The sequence below is a fragment of the Cupriavidus sp. FW216-B1 genome (assembly GCF_058789195.1).
The window spans coordinates 423,753-445,620 of record NZ_JBYTEL010000002.1 but is presented as its reverse complement, the minus strand read 5'-3'; the positions used below and the strand labels follow the sequence as shown (position 1 = coordinate 445,620).

20 protein-coding genes and 4 tRNA genes are annotated in these 21,868 nt (G+C 68.3%); 10 read left to right on the top strand and 14 right to left on the bottom strand.

Going from position 1 to position 21,868, the window contains the following annotated elements:
• Positions 1 to 102: 102 nt before the first annotated feature.
• Positions 103 to 1,626 carry a fumarate hydratase gene (locus tag AC3WXD_RS09050; RefSeq protein ID WP_020202267.1) on the top strand — a complete coding sequence of 508 codons (1,524 nt, stop codon included), beginning with the start codon at positions 103 to 105 and terminating at the stop codon, positions 1,624 to 1,626.
• Positions 1,627 to 1,731: 105 nt separating this feature from the next.
• Entirely contained in the window at positions 1,732 to 2,544 is an 813-nt protein-coding gene (murI, locus tag AC3WXD_RS09045) for a glutamate racemase (protein ID WP_020202266.1), read from the top strand.
• An 18-nt stretch (positions 2,545 to 2,562) separates the two neighbouring features.
• Here murI and AC3WXD_RS09040 read toward each other — a convergent pair whose 3' ends face one another.
• Positions 2,563 to 4,065 (bottom strand): AAA family ATPase, encoded by a 1,503-nt coding sequence (locus AC3WXD_RS09040; protein ID WP_492323591.1) that lies wholly within the window; start codon positions 4,063 to 4,065, stop codon positions 2,563 to 2,565.
• 1,324 nt (positions 4,066 to 5,389) lie between these two features.
• On the opposite strand from AC3WXD_RS09040, the gene AC3WXD_RS09035 reads away from it, so the two are divergent.
• From AC3WXD_RS09035 to AC3WXD_RS09020, 4 genes are all read left to right on the top strand, one after another.
• The gene (locus AC3WXD_RS09035) at positions 5,390 to 6,046 is read left to right on the top strand and encodes an energy transducer TonB (RefSeq protein WP_020202264.1); all 657 of its coding nucleotides are present in this window, start codon (positions 5,390 to 5,392) and stop codon (positions 6,044 to 6,046) included.
• Positions 6,047 to 6,075: 29 nt separating this feature from the next.
• Positions 6,076 to 6,810, top strand: a complete 735-nt coding sequence (locus AC3WXD_RS09030; protein WP_020202263.1) for a MotA/TolQ/ExbB proton channel family protein — start codon at positions 6,076 to 6,078, stop codon at positions 6,808 to 6,810.
• A gap of 30 nt (positions 6,811 to 6,840) precedes the next feature.
• Positions 6,841 to 7,254 (top strand): ExbD/TolR family protein, encoded by a 414-nt coding sequence (locus AC3WXD_RS09025; RefSeq protein WP_492323540.1) that lies wholly within the window; start codon positions 6,841 to 6,843, stop codon positions 7,252 to 7,254.
• A gap of 225 nt (positions 7,255 to 7,479) precedes the next feature.
• Positions 7,480 to 7,809, top strand: a complete 330-nt coding sequence (locus AC3WXD_RS09020) for a hemin uptake protein HemP (protein WP_020202261.1) — start codon at positions 7,480 to 7,482, stop codon at positions 7,807 to 7,809.
• A 341-nt stretch (positions 7,810 to 8,150) separates the two neighbouring features.
• Here the strand turns inward: AC3WXD_RS09020 and AC3WXD_RS09015 are convergent, their stop codons facing one another.
• The 3 genes from AC3WXD_RS09015 to AC3WXD_RS09005 all read right to left on the bottom strand — a co-directional run bounded on the left by AC3WXD_RS09015 (position 8,151) and on the right by AC3WXD_RS09005 (position 9,600).
• On the bottom strand, positions 8,151 to 8,558 hold the full coding sequence (locus tag AC3WXD_RS09015) for a heme-binding protein (RefSeq protein ID WP_020202260.1): 408 nt from the start codon (positions 8,556 to 8,558) through the stop codon (positions 8,151 to 8,153).
• Between the two features lie 179 nt (positions 8,559 to 8,737).
• Positions 8,738 to 9,001 carry a hypothetical protein gene (locus AC3WXD_RS09010; protein WP_020202259.1) on the bottom strand — a complete coding sequence of 88 codons (264 nt, stop codon included), beginning with the start codon at positions 8,999 to 9,001 and terminating at the stop codon, positions 8,738 to 8,740.
• A 281-nt stretch (positions 9,002 to 9,282) separates the two neighbouring features.
• Entirely contained in the window at positions 9,283 to 9,600 is a 318-nt protein-coding gene (locus tag AC3WXD_RS09005) for a hypothetical protein (protein WP_029043434.1), read from the bottom strand.
• Positions 9,601 to 9,805: 205 nt separating this feature from the next.
• On the opposite strand from AC3WXD_RS09005, the gene AC3WXD_RS09000 reads away from it, so the two are divergent.
• Positions 9,806 to 9,892, top strand: a tRNA-Leu gene (locus AC3WXD_RS09000).
• A gap of 16 nt (positions 9,893 to 9,908) precedes the next feature.
• Here the strand turns inward: AC3WXD_RS09000 and AC3WXD_RS08995 are convergent.
• Positions 9,909 to 11,000: a YeiH family protein gene (locus tag AC3WXD_RS08995; RefSeq protein WP_059415463.1), complete on the bottom strand. Its 1,092-nt coding sequence runs from the start codon at positions 10,998 to 11,000 to the stop codon at positions 9,909 to 9,911.
• A 129-nt stretch (positions 11,001 to 11,129) separates the two neighbouring features.
• On the opposite strand from AC3WXD_RS08995, the gene AC3WXD_RS08990 reads away from it, so the two are divergent.
• Entirely contained in the window at positions 11,130 to 12,044 is a 915-nt protein-coding gene (locus AC3WXD_RS08990; protein WP_059415466.1) for a LysR family transcriptional regulator, read from the top strand.
• A gap of 75 nt (positions 12,045 to 12,119) precedes the next feature.
• On the opposite strand, the gene AC3WXD_RS08985 is transcribed toward AC3WXD_RS08990, so the two are convergent.
• From AC3WXD_RS08985 to uvrC, 6 genes are all read right to left on the bottom strand, one after another.
• Positions 12,120 to 13,355, bottom strand: a complete 1,236-nt coding sequence (locus tag AC3WXD_RS08985) for a cation:proton antiporter domain-containing protein (protein WP_020202254.1) — start codon at positions 13,353 to 13,355, stop codon at positions 12,120 to 12,122.
• A 643-nt stretch (positions 13,356 to 13,998) separates the two neighbouring features.
• Positions 13,999 to 14,072 (bottom strand) — tRNA-Cys (locus AC3WXD_RS08980).
• 107 nt (positions 14,073 to 14,179) lie between these two features.
• Positions 14,180 to 14,255, bottom strand: a tRNA-Gly gene (locus AC3WXD_RS08975).
• 86 nt (positions 14,256 to 14,341) lie between these two features.
• Positions 14,342 to 14,417, bottom strand: a tRNA-Gly gene (locus AC3WXD_RS08970).
• Between the two features lie 165 nt (positions 14,418 to 14,582).
• On the bottom strand, positions 14,583 to 15,185 hold the full coding sequence (gene pgsA / locus AC3WXD_RS08965) for a CDP-diacylglycerol--glycerol-3-phosphate 3-phosphatidyltransferase (protein WP_020205126.1): 603 nt from the start codon (positions 15,183 to 15,185) through the stop codon (positions 14,583 to 14,585).
• A gap of 94 nt (positions 15,186 to 15,279) precedes the next feature.
• The gene (uvrC, locus tag AC3WXD_RS08960; protein ID WP_020205125.1) at positions 15,280 to 17,307 is read right to left on the bottom strand and encodes an excinuclease ABC subunit UvrC; all 2,028 of its coding nucleotides are present in this window, start codon (positions 17,305 to 17,307) and stop codon (positions 15,280 to 15,282) included.
• A 129-nt stretch (positions 17,308 to 17,436) separates the two neighbouring features.
• Between uvrC and earP the strand changes: the two genes are divergently transcribed.
• A complete protein-coding gene (earP, locus tag AC3WXD_RS08955) occupies positions 17,437 to 18,702 on the top strand; it encodes an elongation factor P maturation arginine rhamnosyltransferase EarP (RefSeq protein WP_454731880.1) in 1,266 nt (421 codons plus the stop codon).
• A 217-nt stretch (positions 18,703 to 18,919) separates the two neighbouring features.
• Positions 18,920 to 19,480 (top strand): elongation factor P, encoded by a 561-nt coding sequence (efp, locus tag AC3WXD_RS08950; RefSeq protein WP_020205123.1) that lies wholly within the window; start codon positions 18,920 to 18,922, stop codon positions 19,478 to 19,480.
• A 101-nt stretch (positions 19,481 to 19,581) separates the two neighbouring features.
• On the opposite strand, the gene nagZ is transcribed toward efp, so the two are convergent.
• Genes nagZ through pdxJ form a run of 3 tightly spaced genes read right to left on the bottom strand, consistent with a single transcriptional unit; the run spans position 19,582 to position 21,862 of the window.
• A complete protein-coding gene (nagZ, locus tag AC3WXD_RS08945; protein ID WP_492323539.1) occupies positions 19,582 to 20,634 on the bottom strand; it encodes a beta-N-acetylhexosaminidase in 1,053 nt (350 codons plus the stop codon).
• Entirely contained in the window at positions 20,631 to 21,083 is a 453-nt protein-coding gene (acpS, locus tag AC3WXD_RS08940; RefSeq protein ID WP_492323538.1) for a holo-ACP synthase, read from the bottom strand. Before acpS ends, nagZ begins: the two co-directional genes overlap by 4 nt.
• Positions 21,080 to 21,862 (bottom strand): pyridoxine 5'-phosphate synthase, encoded by a 783-nt coding sequence (gene pdxJ, locus AC3WXD_RS08935; RefSeq protein ID WP_454731882.1) that lies wholly within the window; start codon positions 21,860 to 21,862, stop codon positions 21,080 to 21,082. Before pdxJ ends, acpS begins: the two co-directional genes overlap by 4 nt.
• Between the last annotated feature and the right edge of the window lie 6 nt (positions 21,863 to 21,868).

Below are 21,868 nucleotides of genomic sequence, written 5' to 3'. Positions count from 1 at the left end.
CATCACCCGCGGCGTTGCCGGCATGCGCATGCGCATGCCGCGACGCCGCCGCGCGGGTGTATCATTCCGAGTTGAATTTCCCCTCGCCTGTCCCCCACAAAAATGACCGTCATCAAACAAGAAGACCTCATCCAGAGTGTCGCCGACTCCCTGCAGTACATCAGCTATTACCACCCGATGGACTACATCACCAGCCTGGGCCGCGCCTATGAGCTGGAGCAGAGTCCGGCCGCCAAGGACGCGATCGCGCAGATCCTGACCAACAGCCGCATGTGCGCGGAGGGCAAGCGCCCGATCTGCCAGGACACCGGCATCGTCACGATCTTCGTCAAGGTGGGCATGGACGTGCGCTGGGACGGCGCCACCATGGGGCTGTCGGACATGATCAACGAAGGCGTGCGCCGCGGCTACACCCATCCGGACAACGTGCTGCGCGCCTCCATCGTCAACCCGCCCGAAGGCGGCCGCAAGAACACCCGCGACAACACCCCGGCCGTGATCCACTATGAAGTGGTGCCCGGCAACACGGTGGACATCCAGGTCGCGGCCAAGGGCGGCGGCTCGGAGAACAAGTCGAAGTTCGTCATGCTCAACCCGTCCGACTCCATCGTCGACTGGGTGCTCAAGACCGTGCCGACGATGGGCGCCGGCTGGTGCCCGCCCGGCATGCTGGGCATCGGCATCGGCGGCACCGCCGAGAAGGCGATGGTCATGGCCAAGGAATCTCTGATGGACCCGATCGACATCCAGGACGTGATCGCGCGCGGCCCGCGCGACTGGATCGAGGAACTGCGCGTGGAGCTGTACGAGAAGGTCAACGCGCTGGGCATCGGCGCGCAGGGCCTGGGCGGCCTGGCCACCGTGCTCGACGTCAAGATCATGGGCTACCCGACCCACGCGGCCTCCAAGCCGGTGGCGATGATCCCGAACTGCGCGGCCACGCGCCACGCGCACTTCACGCTGGACGGCAGCGGCCCGGCCAGGCTGGAAGCGCCGGACCTGTCGCAATGGCCGAAGGTCGAGTGGGCGCCCAACACCGAAACCTCCAAGCGCGTCGACCTGAACACGCTCACGCCCGAGGAAGTGGCGTCGTGGAAGCCGGGCCAGACCCTGCTGCTCAACGGCAAGATGCTGACCGGCCGCGACGCCGCGCACAAGCGCATCGCCGACATGCTGGCCAAGGGCGAGAAACTGCCGGTGGACTTCAAGAACCGCGTGATCTACTACGTCGGCCCGGTCGACCCGGTGCGCGACGAAGCGGTCGGCCCGGCCGGCCCGACCACCGCCACGCGCATGGACAAGTTCACCGAGATGATGCTGGCCGAGACCGGCCTGATCTCGATGATCGGCAAGGCCGAGCGCGGCCCGGTGGCGATCGAGGCGATCAAGAAGCACAAGTCGGCCTACCTGATGGCGGTCGGCGGCGCGGCTTACCTGGTGGCCAAGGCGATCAAGGAAGCCAAGGTGGTCGGCTTCGCGGACCTGGGCATGGAAGCCATCTACGAGTTCGACGTCAAGGACATGCCGGTGACGGTGGCCGTGGACAGCGAAGGCACCTCGGTGCACAAGACCGGCCCCGCCGAATGGCAGGCCAAGATCGGCAAGATCCCGGTCGCCGCGGCATAATCCGGGCCGCTTCCGCGACAGCCATGCCGCTGTAGAGAGCCGGGTCGCCGACCCGGCTTTTTGCATGCGGGCCCCGAATTTTTTCCCATACGCCACACGCCATCCGTGAACAACGCACCCATCGGCATCTTCGACTCCGGCCTCGGCGGCCTGTCCGTGCTGCGCGAGGTCCGCGCGCTGCTGCCGCATGAGTCGCTGCTGTACCTCGCCGACTCGAAGTACAACCCGTATGGCGAGAAGCCCGAGCGCTTCGTCGAGGCGCGCACGCTGCAGGCCTGCGAATGGCTGGTGGCGCAAGGCTGCAAGGCGCTGGTGATCGCCTGCAACACGGCCACCATGCACGCGGTGCACACGCTGCGCGAGCGGCTGGCGCTGCCGATCATCGGCGTCGAGCCCGGCCTCAAGCCGGCGGCCGCGGCGAGCCGCAGCAAGGTGGTCGGCGTGCTGGCCACCGGCAACACGCTCAGGAGCGCGAAGTTCGCGCGGCTGCTGGCCTCGCTCGATGGCGAGAGCCGCTTTCTCTGCCAGGCCGGCAGCGGCCTGGTCGCGCTGATCGAGGAAGGCGACGTGGCCGGCCCCGCCGTGCGCGAGAAGCTCGACGCCTATCTCACGCCGATGCTCGCGGCCGGCGCCGACACGCTGGTGCTGGGCTGCACCCACTACCCGTTCCTGGCGGAGGCGATCCACGGCATGGTGGGAGACCGGCTGGCGCTGGTCGACACCGGCAGCGCCATCGCGCGCCAGCTGCAGCGCAAGCTTGGCGAGCACGGCCTGGCCGCCGATGCCGGCGCGGTGCCGCGCGACCGCTATGCCTCCACCAAGGACGCCGCGCACCTGCGCGCGATGGCCGCCGCGCTGCTGCACGTGGAGGCCGACGCGCAAACCGTGTCGATCGAGCCGGCTCCCGCGCTGGCCTGACCCCGGCGCGCGCCCACGCTACTGCAGGAAGCCCAGCGGCCTGCGCTGCCGCACGTCGGGCTTGACCGCATGCTCCTGGCGCAGTTGCGCGAGGAATTCGTCGGGCGTCAGCGACTCTCCCAGCAGCACGCACTGGCGCTTGACCGTGGCGAAGTCGCCCGGCGTCAGGCAGTCCAGGTGCGCCAGTTCCTCGCGCATGGCGCTGTCGAGGCGCGCGGCGTCGCCGTCGAGCGCTTCTTCCACGAACATCGCGGCGCGCTGCTCCGGCTTGAGCGGCAGGAAGCGGATCTTGAACGAGAAACGCCGCAGCGCGGCTTCGTCGATGCGCTCGAACAGGTTGGTGGTGCACACGAAGATGCCGTTGAAGCGCTCCATGCCCTGCAGCATCTCGTTGACCTCGGACACCTCGTAGTTGCGCACGGCGTTCTGGCGGCTCTGCATGAAGCTGTCGGCCTCGTCGAGCAGCAGCACCGCGCCCTCCTCCTCGGCGCGCGCGAACATCGCCGCGATCTGCTGCTCGGTCTCGCCCACGTACTTGCTCATCAGGTCGGACGCGCGGCGGATCATCAGCGGCTGCTCCAGCGCCGCGGCGATGTGCTCGGCCAGCGCGGTCTTGCCGGTGCCGGGCGGCCCGTAGAAGCACAGCGTGCCGCGCTCGCGCGCCTTGAGCGCCTGCACGATCTTGCCCACGTCGTAGCGCGTCTCCAGGTTGAGGTAGTCGAGCCGGTAATGCGTCACCAGCGGCCGCCCTTCCACCTCCGGGCGCAGGCCCATCGCGCGGTCGGCATGGTCGAGCTGGCGCAGGATCAGCGCCTCCACCGGCTCGGCCACGCCCGTGCGCGCCAGCTGCACGAAGCGCGCGGCCGACTGCACCTGCGCCGGCGTGAGCGTCTTGCGCGCGGCCAGCGTGGCGATGAAGGCATCGCTCACGTCGAGCGCGCCGAGATGCTTGCGGATGATGTTCTCGCGCACCTGCGGCGGCGGAATCTTCAGCTCCAGGTGGAACTGGAAGCGGCGCAGGTAGGCCGGATCGATCTGCCGGATCGAATTGGAAATCCAGATCACCGGCACCGGGTTCTGCTCCAGCGTCTGGTTGACCCAGGCCTTGCCGTTGACCGAGCCGCGCGGGTCTTCCTGGCCGAACAGGCTGGTCAGCTCGCGCGTGCTGCCGGGGAACACGTCTTCCACCTCGTCGAACAGCAGCGCCGTGTGCGGGCGGCCGCGCAGGAATGCCTGCGACACCTGCAGCGAGCGATAGCGGTCCTTGCCCGAGAGGCTGTTGCCGTCGCGGTCGAGACAGTCCACCTCGTACAGCTCGCAGCCGGCCTCGCGCGCCAGCAGCCTGGCGAACTCGGTCTTGCCGGTGCCGGGCGGGCCGTAGATCAGCACGTTGACCCCGCAGGCGTGCTGGCTGGTGGCGTTGGCCAGCAGCGCCGAGAGATAGCGCGCATCGGTCTCCACGTGCGGATAGTCGCCGGTGCCCAGCGTGGGCGCCGCGGCGGGGCGCGTGAACACCGCCATCATCTCCGCCTCGTCGGCGTAGTTGCCCAGCAGCACGTGCAGCAGGCGGTCGGACAGGCGCATCAGGTCGCCGAGGTCGGTCACGCTGTTCTCGGGCAGCGGCTGCTCGATCAGGTTGAGCGTCTCCAGGCGCGAGCCGGGCCGCAGCGAGGCGGCCACCGCCGCTGGGCTGGCGCCGGTCAGCCCGGCCAGGATCTGGAAGGCCTCCTGGCTGTGCGCCACCTTGCAGTCCACCATCACGGCGCGCAGGTCGCGCTTGTACTTGGCCAGCGCGGCGTACAGCAGCAGCTTGCGCTCGTGCTCGGGCAGGTCCAGCACGTGGCTGAGCATGTCGATATTGCGCACCAGCAGCACGCGCTCGCCGTCCAGCCGCGCGGCCAGCGCCGCGGCCGAGACGTCGAACACGGCGAACATGTCCTTGGCGTGGTGCTTGACGTATTCGTCGAGGTAATAGAACAGCGCGCTTTCGTCGAAGGCGCTGTTCCACTGGCCGTGCCGCTCGAGGAATTCCTCCGGGGTCAGGCGCGCGGCGCCCTTCCAGGCCGGCATGTCGGCGCAGCGCGCGGCCAGGAAGCGCTGCACGCGCAGCACCACGCCGTAGGGCCACACCATGTCCTGGGCGCTGACGGTCAGGATGTCGTTGATGTTGCTGCGCAGGTTGAAGCGCGGCCCCAGCGCGCACACCACGCGCAGGGCGAACTGGGCGCACATCCAGTCGAGCGCGGAGGTGCCCGGCGAGACAGCGGCGGCACGCAGCAGCGTGGAGCGGTCATCATCGGCGCAACGGGTGAAGTCCATAGCCTGATCCTCTCGCACGGGGGCGCCGGCGCCGTGGGCGGCGCGGCGAATTGCTCGTCTTTTTCCTATGCTAGCGCGCTTTGTGGCAGATCGGGCATTGCCGGCAACCCTGTGCCGTGCGCCGGAGCGCATTCGGGCGCGGCGTCCGGTCGCGGGGCGGGAGCGCGGCGCGAAATCGCGGCGAAATCGGCGTATAAAGACGACTTGTGCAGCGCCGCGATGCGACCCGGAACCGGCTGCCGCGCCGATTGCCGCGCCGGCGCGCAACAAGCCGGCGGGAATGCCCGGCTGCATTGCACAAAATGCTAACAAATAAGAATCATTATCGTTTATACTTGCAAGCTGACACGCTGCCCCCTAGAGCGGCGCTCCCACCGGCATACCTGTTGAAGGAGCGTTTATCATGGAATTGCTGCTTAGCTTGCTGGTCGGTTGTGGCATCTCGCTGATCCTGTTCTATCGCAAATAGGCCCTATCGCTAATAAAGCCGGCGCCGCGCCAGACCGCCGACATCCGTTGTTTTCACATGTTCGATCAACGTTTTTTCAAGATCACGCTAGCCGTCCTGCTGTTCCACGTCGGCCTGCTTTACCTGATCCAGAGCGGGCTGGGGCGCAAAATCACGGAAGCCGTGATCGCGCCCGAGATCATCGCCCGCATCATTCCGCTCGAGCCGCCGCAGAAGCCTGCCGTCGAGACCCCCAAACCCAAGCCCGAAACGCCGCCCAAGCAGGTCAAGGTCACTACGCCGAAACCGACGCCGCCGCAGCCCCGGCCCACGCCGCTGCCGGTGCCGTCGCTGCCGCCCACGCCCAACGCCATCGAGGCGCCGCCGGCACCGCCCGCGCCTCCGGCTCCGCCCGCCCCGGCACCCGAGCCGCCCGCGCCGGCATCGGCCGCGCCGCGCGCCGTCGGCATCGGCGAGATCCAGTGCACGCCGCCGCAGCCGGCCTATCCGTCGCAATCGCGCCGCATGGGTGAGACCGGCAAGGCCGTGGTCCGGCTGACCACCGACGAAAGCGGCAAGGTGGTGAAGACCGCCATCGTCTCGTCGAGCGGCTCGTCGCGCCTGGACCAGGCCGCCGTGGACGCGGTCCAGCGCATGCGCTGCAAGCCATACATGGACAACGGTCGCGCCGTGGCGGTCACCGCCCAGCAGCCGATCGGCTTCGAACTCAACTGATTTCAATACCGACCTCACCAGGAACCATCATGCAGGACCTCGGACTCTCGCACCTCTGGACGCAAGGCGATTTCGTCATGCGCGCCACCGCCATCATTCTGCTCATCATGTCGCTGGCTTCGTGGATCGTCATCCTCACCAAGGCGTGGGACCTGATCCGCCTGAAGAAGATGGCGCACGGCGCGGAGAAGCGCTTCTGGCATTCCGACGATTTCGACCACGCCCTCGAGACGCTCGGCGGCAACGACGCCAACCCGTTCCGCTCGCTCGCCGTGACCGGCAAGGAAGCCGCCCAGCACCACCGCGCCAGCCAGCCCCAGCTGCATGACGTGATGGACATCTCCGACTGGCTGACCCGCTCGCTCAAGAGCGCCATCGACGACGCCGTGGCGCGCATGCAGTCCGGCCTCGCCGTGCTGGCCTCGGTCGGCTCGACCGCGCCGTTCGTCGGCCTGTTCGGCACCGTGTGGGGCATCTATCACGCACTGATCAACATCGGCGCCTCGGGCGTGCCGACCATCGACAAGGTGGCCGGCCCGGTCGGCGAATCGCTGATCATGACCGCCTTCGGCCTGGCCGTGGCGATTCCGGCGGTGCTCGGCTACAACGCGCTGAGCCGCGGCAACAAGGGCGTGATCTCCAAGCTCAACCGCTTCGCCCACGACCTGCACGCCTACTTCGTGACCGGCGCCCGCGTGCGTCCGAGCAACGCCCGTGGCGCTACCGACGACAGCGGTATGCGCCTCGCCGTCAAGAACCCGTAAGGCCCGCAGCAAGGCAAGAAGGAAGTCATCATGGCATTCGGTACCCTCGACTCAGACGATGACGAGGTAATGAGCGAGATCAACATGACGCCGCTGGTCGACGTCATGCTGGTGCTGCTGATCATCTTCATCATCACCATTCCCGTGATCAATCACGCGGTCAAGATCGACCTGCCGCGCGCGACCAACACGCCCAACGATCCGAAGCCGCAGAGCATCAACGTGTCGATCGATGCCAGCGGCAAGGTCTTCTGGAACCAGACCGAGGTCGACGAGCAGACGCTCGGCGCCAACATCGCCGAAGCCGCGCAGCAGCAGCCCCAGCCGGAACTGCACCTGCGCGCCGACCGCGACGTGCGCTACGAGCGCGTGGCCGAAGTCATGGCCGCCGCGCAGCACGGCGGGCTCGGCAAGATCGGCTTCATCACCGAGCCGAAGCACTGAGCGGCCGGACCGATCGGCAAGCAAAAGGGCACTCCCGAGGGGTGCCCTTTTTGCTTGGCGCGCCGCCCTCGCCGCATCCGGCGCCGGCGCGGCGTTTCCATGCGGTTCCATCGAAAAACACTATTGTAATGATAACTGTTCTCATTTAAGATAAGGACAACTTGAACCCCGCTGGTGATGGCGCGCAGCGCGCGCCGCCGCCAGCCAACGCACCGGAGCCCTCCGATGAGCACCCTGACCCTGCCGATGTCGCAACCCGCCGTGACTCGCCGCCGCCTCTCGCTGCGCCGGATCGAAGTCAATCCGAGCTCGCGCACGCCGTCGCGGCGCGAGACCGCGGCCAGCACGGCGATCGAATCGATGAAGTCCGCCGTGGCCGCCCTGCCCGCCCGCCTCGAGGCCCTCGTGCGCGACAGCCTGCCGGTGGCGCAGGCCAGCGAAGCGGTGCCGCTGGAAACGCTGATGCGCGGCAACAACGTGCTGCCGATCCTGCATAACGGCGAGGTCTACACGCTGCGCATCACGCGCTACGGCAAGCTGATCCTGACGAAGTAAGCCGCGCGCCGTCCGCGCTTGCGCATGGGCGCGAGCACCCGCCTGCGCAAGCATGGCAGGTCGCGCCACTACGCGGCTTGCGAACGGGAACGGACGGGAACGGGCGAGATGCCTGCCGGGACCGGCAGGCCACGTGCCGGGCCATCGACAGGCCACGGCACGGGTGGGAGCGGCGAGGAACGGGACATGGCGGCAACGCGCCGCGGCCCTCACCCTGATGCCGGCAGCGAGGATGCCCGCTGCCGGTGAACGCTTCTACTGCGCGCCTCTACTGCGCGCCTCTACTGCGCGCTTCTACTACGCGCTTCTGCTGCGCGCGTCTACGGCTCGGAAGCCTGGGCTCAGACGCCCAGGGCCGCGATGCCGGCCCGCGCGATCTGCGCATCTTCGGTCGACTTCACGCCGGACACGCCGACAGCGCCCACCACCTGGTCGTTGACGACGATGGGCACGCCGCCCTCCAGCATGCCTTGCAGCACCGGCGCGGTCATGAACGACTGGCGGCCGTTGTTGATCATGTCTTCGTAGATCTTCGACTCGCGGCGGCCCAGCGACGCCGTGCGCGCCTTTTCGGTGGCGATGTAGCTCGAGATCGGCGCGGCGCCGTCCAGGCGCTGCAGGGCCAGCAGGTGGCCGCCATCGTCCACGATGGCGATCGACACGGCCCACTGGTGATTCTTGGCTTCGACCTCTGCTGCGGCCAGTACCTTCTTCACATCGTCTGCCGTCAGCACGGTTTTTTGCTGCATACCACTCTCCTCGAAGTTCATTTCGGTGAATCAGTTCAACGAGCCGGAAGTATAGCGCCCCGGCCGCCAGCATTGCCACGGGCCGCCCCGCGCGCGCGAAAAAGCAAAAAACCCGCCGGAGCGGGTTTCTTGCTTGCTGCTTGCGTTGCTGCGTTGGCGCGCTTGAACCTGCGGAAGACTCAGGCCCCGTCGGTGAACGAGTCGCGGCGGTCGCTAACCTTGGCGCCGTCCGTGTAGGGGTCAACCTTGCCGAACTTGGCGCCGTCGGTGTACGGGTCCACCTTGCCGAACTTGGCGCCGTCCGTGTACGGATCGACCTTGCCAAGCTTGGCGCCATCGGTGTACGGATCGGCCTTGCCGGTGCCAGCGGCGAATGCGGAAGCGGAAAGGGCGGAGAGGGCGGTCAAGGCGGCGATCGTCACCAGGCTGTTCTTGATCTTCATGGTCTGATCCTTTGGGTAGGTACTGTGCTGGAGGGGCACCGGATGACAGGACTTTGCGAAATCATTTCATCGCGGTGCAACACAAGTAGTGTAGGTGGAAACCCTAATAACGATCTAACCTGCCGTTTGACTTGTCTGTTCAAATATTTTGACCCCGATCATCTCGCGGGAACCACTTGCCGCTTTGCCGCGTCATTCGGCCATCCGCCGGCCGCGGCCCCAAATGTCAAAGGGCCCCGAGGGGCCCTTTTGTGACGCTGCGCGAAGCAGATCGTTCATGCTTATCGCCAGTGGCGATGCTCATGCCCCCAGCGTCCCGGCGGGCCGTAGTAGCCGCGGCCGTAGTAGCGCGGGCCATAGTAGCCCGGACCGTAATAGACCGGCGCCGGGCGTACCACCACCGGCGGCGGGCCATAGTAGACCGGAGCGGGCGCCATCACCACCGGCGGCGCGACATAGGCGGGCGCCGGATAGTATGCCGGGCCGCCAACCACCACGCCGGGGACGCCGATCGACAGGCCGACATTGACATGCGCCATTGCCGCGCCCGACGAAAGCACCCCAAGCACTGCAAGTCCTGCGAGCAACCAGCGTTTCATGATCTTTGCCCCTGCAAGTCGTTATTCGATAAGTCATATTGTAGAGACTGCCGCCAATCCAGGTGAAACCGGGGGTTCTACATTGTTACCGGGCGTAACAACCGGCACATCCGGGCGGCATCTGCGCGCCTCCCGCCGCATCGCGGCTGTCCCGCGCCAAGCTTGCATCACCGCGCCCAACCGACCACAATACCGGGCTTGCCGTGCGGCCGTGGAGAAATTGGTAGACTCAGCAGACTTAAAATCTGCCGCCTTTACGGGCTTACGGGTTCGACCCCCGTCGGCCGCACCAGCAGCACAGCGCCGGCTCAGGCGACTGCCGCGCAAAGCGCCGCGCCACCGGCCATCAGGAACAGGAACAGCAAGCCCGCCAGCACCAGCGGCTTGCGCCCGGCATGCAGCAGCGTGCCGATGCGCGTGTGCAGGCCGATCGCCAGCATCGCGCAGGCCAGCAGCCAGTTGTCCAGCGACAGCAAGCCGGGCTTCCACGCCGGCGGCACCAGCCCGGCGGAATGCGCCGCCATCACCGCCACGAATCCCACCGCAAACCACGGCACGGCCTTCAGGATCGCGCGCCACGGGCGCGCGCCGCCCGCGCGCTCGCCTTCGCCCTCGGCATGCAGCTTCGGCCACAGCGCCAGCACCAGCAGCAGCGGACCCAGCGCCAGCACCCGCACCATCTTCGCCACCACGGCGGCGTCGGCGGTGGCATCGCTGACCATCTTGCCGGAGGCGATGACCTGGGCCACCTCGTGCAGCGTGGCGCCCGTGTAGATGCCGAAGGTGCGCTCGCTGACGGCCCAGTGCAGATGCCGCGTGGCGACCTCGAACAGGTAGGGATAGAGCAGCATGCCGGCCGTGCCGAACAGCACCACGGTGGCGACGGCCACCGCGGTCTGGCGGTCGTCGGTGCGTACCACCGACGCCACCGCGATGGCCGCGGCGGCGCCGCAGACCGCGCTGCCCGCGCTCACCAGGATCGCCTCGCGGCGGCTCAGGCCCAGCAGCGCGGTGCCGGCCCAGACCCCCACCAGCAGCGTCGCCACCAGCATGGCCAGCGGCACCAGCACCCCGGCCACGCCGAGATCGGCGATGGCGCCGAAGGTCAGGCGCAGGCCGTACAGCGCGACGCCGAGCCGCAGCAGGTGATGCCGGGCCACCTGCATGCCCGGCGCCAGTGGCACCAGCCAGCGCTGCGGCAAGGTGTTGCCGGCCACCATGCCGGCGAACATCGCCAGCGTCAGCGCGCTCATGCCGAGGTGGGACACCGCGGGATGCGCCGAAAAGACCATCGCCAGCCAGGCGATGAAGCCGAGCGGCACCAGCGTCAGCAGGCGCGCGGCCCAGGAAGGCGGCATGGCGCCGAGGTTGGCGGTTGCGGTCGAGGGCGTGGGCGACATGGCGGGCGGGGCTCTCCGCCCCTGCCGCCGGGTGGCGGCGGGGCGCTGGTGGATGATGTCCACAGAGTACGTAGCCGCCACAAACCTGTAAAACGGGTAATATCGTTATACCTTACCTGAATTCCAGATATGAACCAGCGCCCGCTCCGGCTGACCCTGCGCCAGCTCTCCGTGTTCGTCGCCGTCGCCCAGCATGGCAGCACCGTGGCCGCCGCCGAGGCGCTGGCCATGTCCCAGTCGGCCGTCAGCGCGGCGCTGGCGGACCTCGAAGCCGCGCTGGGCGGCGCCCTGTTCGACCGCGTCGCGCGCCGGCTCAGCATCAACGAGTCGGGCCGGCTGTTCTTCCCGCGCGCGCTCTCGCTGCTGGACCAGGCCCACGAGCTGGAGCACTTCACGGTCCAACCCGGCATACAGTTGCGCATCGCCGCCAGCAACACCATCGGCAGCTACATCCTGCCCGGCCTGCTGGCGGGCTTCCGCCACGCGCAGAGCGGGCCGTGCGCGCTGGACATGCGCATCGGCAACACGCGCGACGTGCTGCAGGCCCTGCTGCATTTCGAGGCGGACATCGGCCTAATCGAAGGTACCTGCCACGAGCGCGACCTGCGCAGCGCGCACTGGCGCGACGACGAAATGGCGGTGGTGGTCAGCCCGGCGCATCCGCTGGCCGGCAAGCCGGGCGACCTGGCCGCCCTGCGCGACGCGGACTGGGTGGTGCGCGAGCCCGGCTCGGGCACGCGCGAGATCATCGAGCAGCGGCTCGCGCCGCTGCTGGGCGAGCTGCGCTTCGCGCTGGAGCTGGGCAATACCGAGGCGATCAAGCGGGCCGTGATGAGCGGCTACGGCGTCAGCTGCCTGTCGCTGCAGGTGGTGGAAGACGAGCTGAAGCACGGCACCCTGGTGGCGCTGCGCGACGGGCTGCCCGAGGTGGTCAGGCCGCTGCAACTGGTGGTGCACCAGGACAAGTACCCCACGCAGGGCCTGCTGGCCTTCACCGAATACCTGCGCCGCGCGGCCGCCCCGGGGCAAGCCGCCGCGGGCTAGCAGGCCAGCCCGACGATCGGCCCTGCTATCGGCCCGACTGTCAGCTGGACGATCGGCCCAGCGATCGCCCGGCCATCAGGCCGGCTGCGGATCGCCCTCGTCCTGCTGCCGCGCGGTATAGCGGTCGAGCAGGTGGAACAGCAGCGGATTGAGCACGATCGACAGCAGCGCGCCGGCCAGGATCAGCGCCTGGCCGCGTTCCGGCAGGATCTTCAGGTAGACGCCGAGGCCGGCGAGGATGAACGAGAACTCGCCGATCTGCGCCAGGCTGACCGCGATGGTCATGCCGGTGCGCGTGGAATACCCGAACACGCGCACGATGCACAGCGCCGCCACGGACTTGCCCACCACGATGATGAACAGCGTGGCCAGCACGCCCCACGGGTCGTTGATCAGGACCACGGGATCGAACAGCATGCCGACCGAGACGAAGAACAGCACCGCGAACGCATCGCGCAGCGGCAGCGACTCCTCGGCCGCGCGGTGGCTGAACTCCGATTCGGCCAGCACCATGCCGGCGAAGAACGCGCCGAGCGCGAACGACACGCCGAACAGCGAGTAGGCGCCGAACGCCACGCCCAGCGCCGTGGCCAGCACCGCGAGCCGGAACAGTTCGCGGCTGCCGGTCCAGACGATGCGCTCCAGCATCCACGGAATGAAGCGGCGGCCCACCACCAGCATCACCGCGACGAACGCCGCGACCTTGCCCAGCGTGGAGAACACGGTAAACAGGATCTCGCCGGAGCTCGGCGCGGCCACCGCCTCGGCACCCTCCCCCACCGGCATCAGCAGCCCGGCGACCGCGGGCAGCAGCACCAGCGTCAGCACCATCGCCAGGTCCTCCACGATCAGCCAGCCCACCGCGATGCGCCCCTGCGGCGACGCCACCAGGTCGCGCTCCTGCAACGCCTTGAGCAGCACCACCGTGCTGGCCACCGACAGCGCCAGCCCGAACACCAGCCCTGGCCCCCACTGCCAGCCGAAGCCCCACGCCGCGCCCATGCCGAGCGCCGTGGCGATGGCGATCTGCACCACCGCGCCCGGGATGGCGATCCTCTTCACCGCCATCAGCTCCTTCAGCGAGAAATGCAGGCCGACCCCGAACATCAGCAGGATCACGCCCAGCTCCGCCAGCTCCGGCGCCAGCGCCTGGTCCGCGGTGTAGCCGGGCGTATGCGGCCCGACCACGATCCCGGCGCACAGATAGCCGATCAACGGAGGCAGCTTGAGCCGGTTGGCCAGGGCGCCAAGGATGAATGCCAGGACAAGACCGCCGACGATGGTGCTGATGAGCGGGGTAGCGTGATGCATGCGTGGGGGGTTCCTCGTGGGTTGCCATGACGGCATTGGCCGGACGGCCCGCCCACCCCCTAAGCGGCCGGCACGCCGGGGACGCGAAACCTCACGCACGCCACGGCGGCGTCGGCGCCGGGAGGCCAGGGAGATGCCACGCTGATCGAGGGAGAACGGGAACGGAAGTCTTGCAGCAGTCCCGGGGCGGCAACGCGGCGCCGGCCGGCGAGCACGACAATGCGGCAATGATGCGGCAATGGCGCGCGGCCCGGACCGGACTGCGCCGGGCACCCCGTGAAGACTACGCATGCAATGTAACACGATCATCCGCGCGGCAAAGCGCGGAATCGACGCGCATTGTGGCCCCATAGGCTCCACGACAAGGCCCGCGACGCGATCGGCAGCAAGGCCGCGGAGGCGCCGGCATCGACGCCGGCAGTGCCGGATCGGGTGTCGCGCAGCCTGCGCGACTGCGCTTCCAGAAAGACGAAAACACACGCCCAACGCGTGCGCGAGCGGGCAACACAGGGAAGGGATGAACGGGAAAGAGGAAGAAGCGAGCCGGAGGATCGCGAGGCGGCGGCACCCGGAAAGCAAAAAGCGCCACCGGTGAGGGTAGCGCTCTTGTGCTGGACTACTGGACTACTGGACTACTGGATGCTGGAGGCGGGGGTCGGAATCGAACCGGCGTACACGGCTTTGCAGGCCGCTGCATGACCACTCTGCCACCCCGCCGGGTGACTTTGCTGCTGGATTGTAGCCGCTATCGACCGACCCTGCCGGGGCCGCGCCACGCGCCACCATCACAAACAAAAAGGGAAGCGGCGCTTCCCTTTGGGACCTGGAGCGGGAAACGAGTCTCGAACTCGCGACCTCAACCTTGGCAAGGTTGCGCTCTACCAACTGAGCTACTCCCGCATTGGATACTGCTGATTACTGCCGTACTGCCGAAGCCTGCCGACCATCGCGCGGCATACACCCACGCTGGCGAACATCGCAAAAACTGGAGCGGGAGACGAGTCTCGAACTCGCGACCTCAACCTTGGCAAGGTTGCGCTCTACCAACTGAGCTACTCCCGCATGTTCCTGCCGACTTCTTGGCTAAAACGCAACTTCTGTGCCGATACTGCTGCCATCTCGATGCGTTCTTGCCGTATTTCGCTTCGTTCGGTTTGTTTCGTCAGAAGCGAGAACAGGATTATTGCAAACCGGAACATCCTCGTCAAGCATATTTTCACCGAAACATCATTTTTGTACGGTGGCCTGTCCGCCCATGCCGCTGCGCTCGCGGATCTGCGGCCACGCGAGCTTCATGTAATAGAACATCGACCACAGCGTCATGAACGCCGCCACGTAGATCATCCACGTACCGAGCACGGAAGCGTCGACGATGCCGAGCAGGCTGTCGTTGAACAGCAGCAGCGGGATGGCGATCATCTGGAAAGTGGTCTTGAGCTTGCCGAGGAAATTGACGGCCACGCTCTTGGACGCGCCGATCTGCGCCATCCACTCGCGCAGCGCCGAGATGGTGATCTCGCGGCCGATGATGACCAGCGCGATCAGGTCGGCGACCCGGCCCAGCGCCAGCAGCGAAAGCAGCGCCGCCGCCACCATCAGCTTGTCGGCCACGGGGTCGAGGAAGGCGCCGAAGGACGAAGTCTGGTTCCAGCGCCTGGCCAGGAAGCCGTCCAGCCAGTCGGTGACCGCCGCCACGATAAAGAAACCGGCGGCCGTCATGTTCTTGGCGTGCATCGGCAGCCATGCCTCGGGCAGGTAGTACACCCCCACCACGAGAGGAATCATGGCAACGCGGAGCCAGGTCAGCAGGATCGGTATATTCAGCGGCATTGGGGGGCCCGGGACGAGACAATGGCGGTAAGCAATTCCGCGATTGTCGCTTATTTCAACGCCGTCCGAGCATTTCGCGCCGCGCGCGCCCGAATCAATGCAACTGGCGGTAGATTTCCTCGGCCAGCGCATGCGAGATGCCGTCCACGCTGGCGAGTTCGTCGATGCTGGCCGCCATCACGCCGCGCAGCCCGCCGAAGCGGGTCAGCAGCTTCTGGCGCCGGCGCGCGCCGACGCCCTCGATCTCTTCGAGCCGCGAGGTGGTGCGCACCTTGGCGCGGCGCGCGCGCATGCCGGTGATGGCGAAGCGGTGCGCCTCGTCGCGGATCTGCGCGACCAGCATCAGGGCCGCGCTGCCCTGCCCCAGTTCCAGCGACGGGCGTCCGTCGGCGAACACCAGCGTCTCCAGCCCGACCTTGCGGCCTTCGCCCTTGGCCACGCCGACCAGCAGGCCGATGTCGAGGCCAAGCTCCTCGAAGACCTGGCGCGCGACCTCCACCTGGCCCTTGCCGCCGTCGATCAGCACGATGTTGGGCACCAGCGCCAGCGCGGCGGAGGCCTCGCTCTGGCCACTCTCCCCGGCCTCGCCGCCGCCGGCCTCCTGCGCCTGCTCCAGCATCTCCACCAGCTTCTGGTAGCGCCGCGTCAGCACCTGGCGCATGGCGGCGTAGTCGTCGCCGGGCGTGATGTCCTGGATGTTGTAGCGCCGGTATTCGGCGTTCTGCATCTCGTGGCGATGGAACACCACGCACGATGCCTGCGTCGCCTCGCCGGCGGTGTGGCTGATGTCGAAGCACTCCACGCGCAGCAGCGCGAGGTCTTCCAGGTCGAGCCCGATGGTCTCGGCCAGCGCGCGCGTGCGGGCCTGCTGGCTGCCCTGCTCGGCGAGCCGGCGCGACAGCGCGAGCGCGGCGCCCTGCTGCGCCATCGCGAGCCAGGCGCGGCGCTGCCCCTGCGGCTGGCGCACCAGCGTGACCTTGCGCCCGGCCTGCATCGACAGCGCCTGCAGCAGCGTCTTGTCCGTGGGCAGGTGGCTCACCACCAGCACCGGTGGCACCGCCTGGTCGAGGTAGTGCTGCGCCATGAAGGCGGCCAGCACCTCGGTGGCGATGCGCTCGGCCGCGATGCCGGCGCTGGACTCGCCGCCGGCGTCGGCGCCCGCATCCTCCTCGCCGACGATCATCGCGCCCTCTTCCACGTGGGCGGGAAAATAAGCCTTGTCGCCGAGATGCCGGCCGCCGCGCACCATCGCCAGGTTGACGCAGGCGCGGCCGCCTTCCACCGCCACCGCCAGCACGTCGATGTCGCTGGCCTGTCCGCCGACTTCCTCCACGGCCTGCCGGCTGAGCACGGTGGACAGCGCGCCGATCTGGTCGCGCACCGCCGCGGCCTGCTCGAACTCCAGCCGCCCGGCATGCTCCTCCATCTTGGCCTGCAGGCCGTCGAGCACTTCGCTCTGGCGGCCTTGCAGGAAGCGCGCGGCATTGCCCACGTCGCGCGCGTAGTCCTCCTCGCTGATGGCCTTGACGCACGGCGCGGTGCAGCGGTGGATCTGGTGCAGCAGGCACGGCCGCGTGCGGTTGGCGAAAACGGTGTCCTCGCAGGTGCGCAGCTGGAACACGCGCTGCAGAATCTGCATGCTCTCGCGCACCGCGTGCGCGCTCGGGAACGGCCCGAAGTACTGGTGCTTGCGGTCGGTCGAGCCGCGGTAGTAAGCCATGCGCGGGAAGCGGTGGCTGGTCAGCTTGAGGAACGGATAGGACTTGTCGTCGCGGAACAGGATGTTGTAGCGCGGCGCCAGGGCCTTGATCAGGTTGTTTTCCAGCAGCAGCGCCTCGGCCTCGGTGCGCACCACGGTGGTCTCGATGCGCACGATCTTGGCCACCATCATGGCGATGCGCGGCGACGGCAGGTTCTTGTTGAAGTAGCTCGAGACGCGCTTCTTCAGGTCGCGCGCCTTGCCCACGTAGAGCACGTTGCCCTGCGCGTCGAAGTAGCGGTAGACCCCCGGCAGGCCGGGCAACTGGGCGATCACCGCCTTGGGGTCGAACGGCGGCGCGGCCTCGGGGCCGGGCTCGGCGGGCGTGCCTGGGTTGTGGATTTCGGGTTCCGGCTGGGACATCGGGGAGGAATCGCGGGAGGGCATCGACCGTGTGGGCGCGGCCAGTCCGCGCCCGGCCGGCGGACGGCGGCGGCGCGACAGGCTCTAAAATCGCAAGTTTAGAGCAAATCGTTGCCGACTCCCGCCACCATGCCCGTCCGTCCCGATCCCACCGGCCAAGCCAGCCAGGCCGGCCGCACCGTCCGCTCGTGGGACATCTTCTGCACCGTCATCGACAATTTCGGCGACATCGGCGTCTGCTGGCGGCTGGCGCGGCAGCTCGCGCAGGAGCACGGCCACGCCGTGCGGCTGTGGGTGGACGACCTGCACAGCTTCGCGCGGCTGGCGCCGGGGCTCGACGTCGACGCCGCGCGGCAGGTGCTGGCGGGCGTGGAGGTGCGCACCTGGCGGCGCCCCGGCCAGGAAGGCGATCAAAGAAGCGGCCACGAGAGCGGACAAGACAGCGAACAGGACGGCGCCGCGCGCTTCGCCGGCGTGGTGCCGCACGACGTGGTGATCGAGTCGTTCGCCTGCGAGCTGCCGGCGCCCTTCCTCGCCGCGATGGCGGCGCGCGCGCCGCGGCCGGTCTGGATCAACCTCGAATACCTAAGCGCCGAGCCGTGGGTGCGGGAGCACCACCGCATGAGCTCGCCCCATCCGCGCCTGCCGCTGGTGAAGTACTTCTTCTTCCCGGGCTTCGAGTCCGGCACGGGCGGGCTGCTGCGCGAGTCCATGCTGGGTCTGCAGCGCGAGCACCTGCGCGAAAGCCCCGCGGCGCAGGCCGCGCTGTGGCACCGGCTGGGCGTGCGGCCCAGCGAGGGCGCGCTGAAGGCCAGCCTGTTCGCCTACCCCAACCCCGCCCTGCCCGCGCTGCTGGCGCAGTGGCGCGACGGCGCGGAGCCGGTGCAGTGCCTGGTCCCGGCCGGCCTCGCCGCGCAGCAGGCAAGTGCGTGGTTCGGCGCGCCGGATGCCGCGCCGGGCCGGGTCATGGCAGCCGGCAGCCTGACCATGCACGTGGTGCCGTTCGTGCGCCAGGAGCACTACGACGAACTCCTGTGGCTGTGCGACATCAACTTCGTGCGCGGCGAGGACTCGTTCGTGCGCGCGCAGTGGGCCGGGCGCCCGCTGGTCTGGCACATCTATCCGCAGGAAGAGGCCGCGCACCTGGTCAAGCTCGACGCCTTTCTCGACCTCTTCGTGAAGCGGCTGGAGCACACCGGCCAGGCGCCGGCGGCCGCCGCGCTGGTCGCGTTCTGGCATGCGTGGAACGAGCCCGGCAAGCCGCTCGACTGGGCGGCCCTGCGGGCACATCTGCCGGCGCTGCGCGACGCCACCGAGCGGTGGCAGCGCAGCCTGCAGCACCTCGGCGATCTGGCGGCAAATCTCGTGGCCTTCTGCGAAAATCAGGTAAAATAGTCGGTTGATTTGATGGCGACCGGGCCGGAAAACGGCGGTACCGCGACAGGATCCCGCGCGGCATGCCCCAAGGCATGCGCGCCACGGCATCCTGCGGTACCCGGGCGTAACTGGATGGACCGCGTATGGATGGCCGGTGCCATGCGCCGGCAACGCGCCTTCGCCATACTTCGCCACACCGAATTCCGAGACATTCTTTTTCAGGAAAACAGTTCAGATGAAAACCGCACAAGAACTCCGCGTCGGCAACGTGTTCATGATCGGCACCGACCCGATGGTCGTGCAGAAGGCCGAGTACAACAAGTCGGGCCGCAACTCCGCCGTGGTCAAGATGAAGTACAAGAACCTGCTGACCGAAGCCCCGGGCGAATCGGTCTTCAAGGCCGACGACAAGTTCGAAGTCGTGATGCTGGATCGCAAGGAGTGCACCTACTCGTACTTCGCCGACCCGATGTACGTGTTCATGGACGCCGACTACAACCAGTACGAAGTCGAGCAGGACAGCATGGGCGACTCGCTGAACTACCTCGAAGACGGCATGAACGTCGAAGTGGTGTTCTACAACGACAAGGCCATCTCGGTGGAAATGCCCACCACGCTGGTGCGCGAGATCATCTACACCGAACCGGCCGTCAAGGGCGACACCTCGTCGGGCAAGGTGCTCAAGGGCGCCAAGATCAACACCGGCTTCGAGCTGCAAGTGCCGCTGTTCTGCAATATCGGCGACAAGATCGAAATCGACACCCGTACCGGCGAATACCGCAGCCGCGCGAACTGAGCGCAGTTGGCCGCTGCCGCCCGCCACGGGTGGCGGCGCGACGGAAAAAAGGGCAGCCTCGGCTGCCCTTTTCCTTTGCCTGCCGCCCGGCGGGCGCATCGTCACGCGATCAGGCCGTGCCCTTTCAGCTCGCGCAGCGCGCCGGCGTAGTCGGGGTCCTGCATCAGCTTGTTCCAGGGCAGCGGCTTGCGGCGGCCGAACAGCTTGCGGATGCGGCGCTGCGAGGCCTTTTCGGCGACGCCGGCATCGAGCTCGCTGAGCAACTGGTCGGCGCGCTCCGGGCTGTTGCAGATCAGCACCATGTCGCAGCCCGCGCCGAGCGCCGCGCGCGCGGCCTCGGTGACGGTGCCGGCCACGCTGGCGCCTTCCATGCTCAGGTCGTCGCTGAAGATCACGCCCTCGAAGCCGAGCTGGGTGCGCAGGATGTCCTGCAGCCAGAAGCGCGAGAAGCCGGCCGGGCTCGGGTCCACCTTCGGGTAGATCACGTGCGCCGGCATCACCGACGACAGCGCCATGCCCATCCATTCGTAGGGCCGCGCGTCCTGTGCCAGGATCTCGTCGAGGCCGCGCTCGTCCACCGGCACCGCCACGTGCGAGTCGGCGGCGACGAAGCCGTGGCCGGGAAAATGCTTGCCGCAGTTCGCCATGCCGGCCAGCAGCAGCCCGTGGGTCAGGTGGTTGGCCAGCATGGTCACGACGCGCGGGTCGGCATGGAAGGCGCGGTCGCCGATCACCGCGCTGCGGCCGTAGTCGAGGTCCAGCACCGGCGTGAAGCTCAGGTCGATGTCGCAGGCACGCAGCTCGGCCGCGAGCACGTAGCCGCACTGCATGGCCGCCTTGGTCGCGGCCAGCACGTCGCGGTCCCACAGCTCGCCCAGGCGCGCCATCGCCGGCAGGTGGGTGAAGCCGTCGGTCCTGGCGCGCTGCACGCGGCCGCCTTCATGGTCGATGCAGATCAGCACGTCCTCGCGCACCGCGCGGATGTCCTGCGTGAGCGTCTGCAGCTGCACGCGCGACTCGAAGTTGCGCGCGAACAGGATCACGCCGCCGGTCAGCGGATGGGAAATGCGCCGGACGTCCTCCGCGTCGAGCTGCTTGCCTTTGACGTCGAGCACCACGGGACCCGGGCGCTTGCCGGAAATCTTGTTGATCATTTGGGTTCTTCACTAGGCTGGGAAGCGAGCGGCGCGCCGCCGCCGCGGGGAGCGGCGGCGCCAAGCTCGGCGATCGCGAAGGCGACCGCGTAATCGTGTTCGTCGCTGACCGTGACCCGCACCGTGACGCCGCGCTCGCGCAGCCACGCATCGAGCTCGCCGTGGCAGAGCGCATAGGGCTCGCCCGAAGGCAGGTTCAGCAGTTCCATCGCGCGCCACGTCATCGGCCAGCGCATGCCCAGCCCGATGGCCTTGGAGAAGGCTTCCTTGGCGGCGAAGCGCGTGGACAGGAAGGCCAGCCCGCGCTTCTCGGAGCGCGCGCGGCGCGCGTGGTACTTCAGCAGTTCCTGCGGCCCGAGCACCTTCTCGGCGAAGCGCCCGCGCGTGCGCTCCATCACGCCCTGCACGCGCTCGATCTGGATGATGTCAGTGCCGATGCCGTAGATCACGCTGCGGCGTCCGGGCGCGGATAGGTGGTGCCGAGGCGCGCGGCCACCATGATGGCCTTCATCTCGCGCACCGCGTTCTGCCAGCCGGCGAAGACCGCGTGCGCGACGATGGCGTGGCCGATGTTGAGTTCCTTGATGCCGGGCAGCGCGGCGATGGGCTGCACGTTGGTGTAGTGCAGGCCGTGCCCGGCGTTGACCACCAGCCCGAGCCGCACGCCGGCGTCGACGCCGTCGGCGACGCGCCGGAATTCCGTGGCCTGCTCGGCCGGCGTGTGCGCGTCGGCATAGCGGCCCGTGTGCAGCTCGACCACGGGCGCGCCGCAGGCGGCGGCGGCCTCGATCTGCTCGGCCTGCGCATCGATGAACAGCGACACGCGGATGCCGGCATCGGCCAGTTGGCGGCAGGCGGCCTTGACCTGCTCGAAGCGCCCGGCCACGTCCAGCCCGCCTTCGGTGGTGACTTCCTCGCGGCGCTCGGGCACCAGGCAGACGTCCTGCGGGCGGATCGCGCAGGCGATGTCGAGCATCTCCTGGGTGAGCGCGCATTCCAGGTTCATGCGCGTGGCCAGCAGCGGGCGCAGCGCGTGCACGTCGGCGTCGCGGATGTGGCGGCGGTCTTCGCGCAGGTGCAGCGTGATCAGGTCGGCGCCGGCCTGCTCGGCCTGCAGCGCGGCCTGGATGGGATCGGGGTAGACCGTGCCGCGCGCGTTGCGCAGCGTGGCCACGTGGTCGATGTTGACGCCAAGGTCGATGACGCCGGGATGCGCGTGGAAAATCATGCGGGC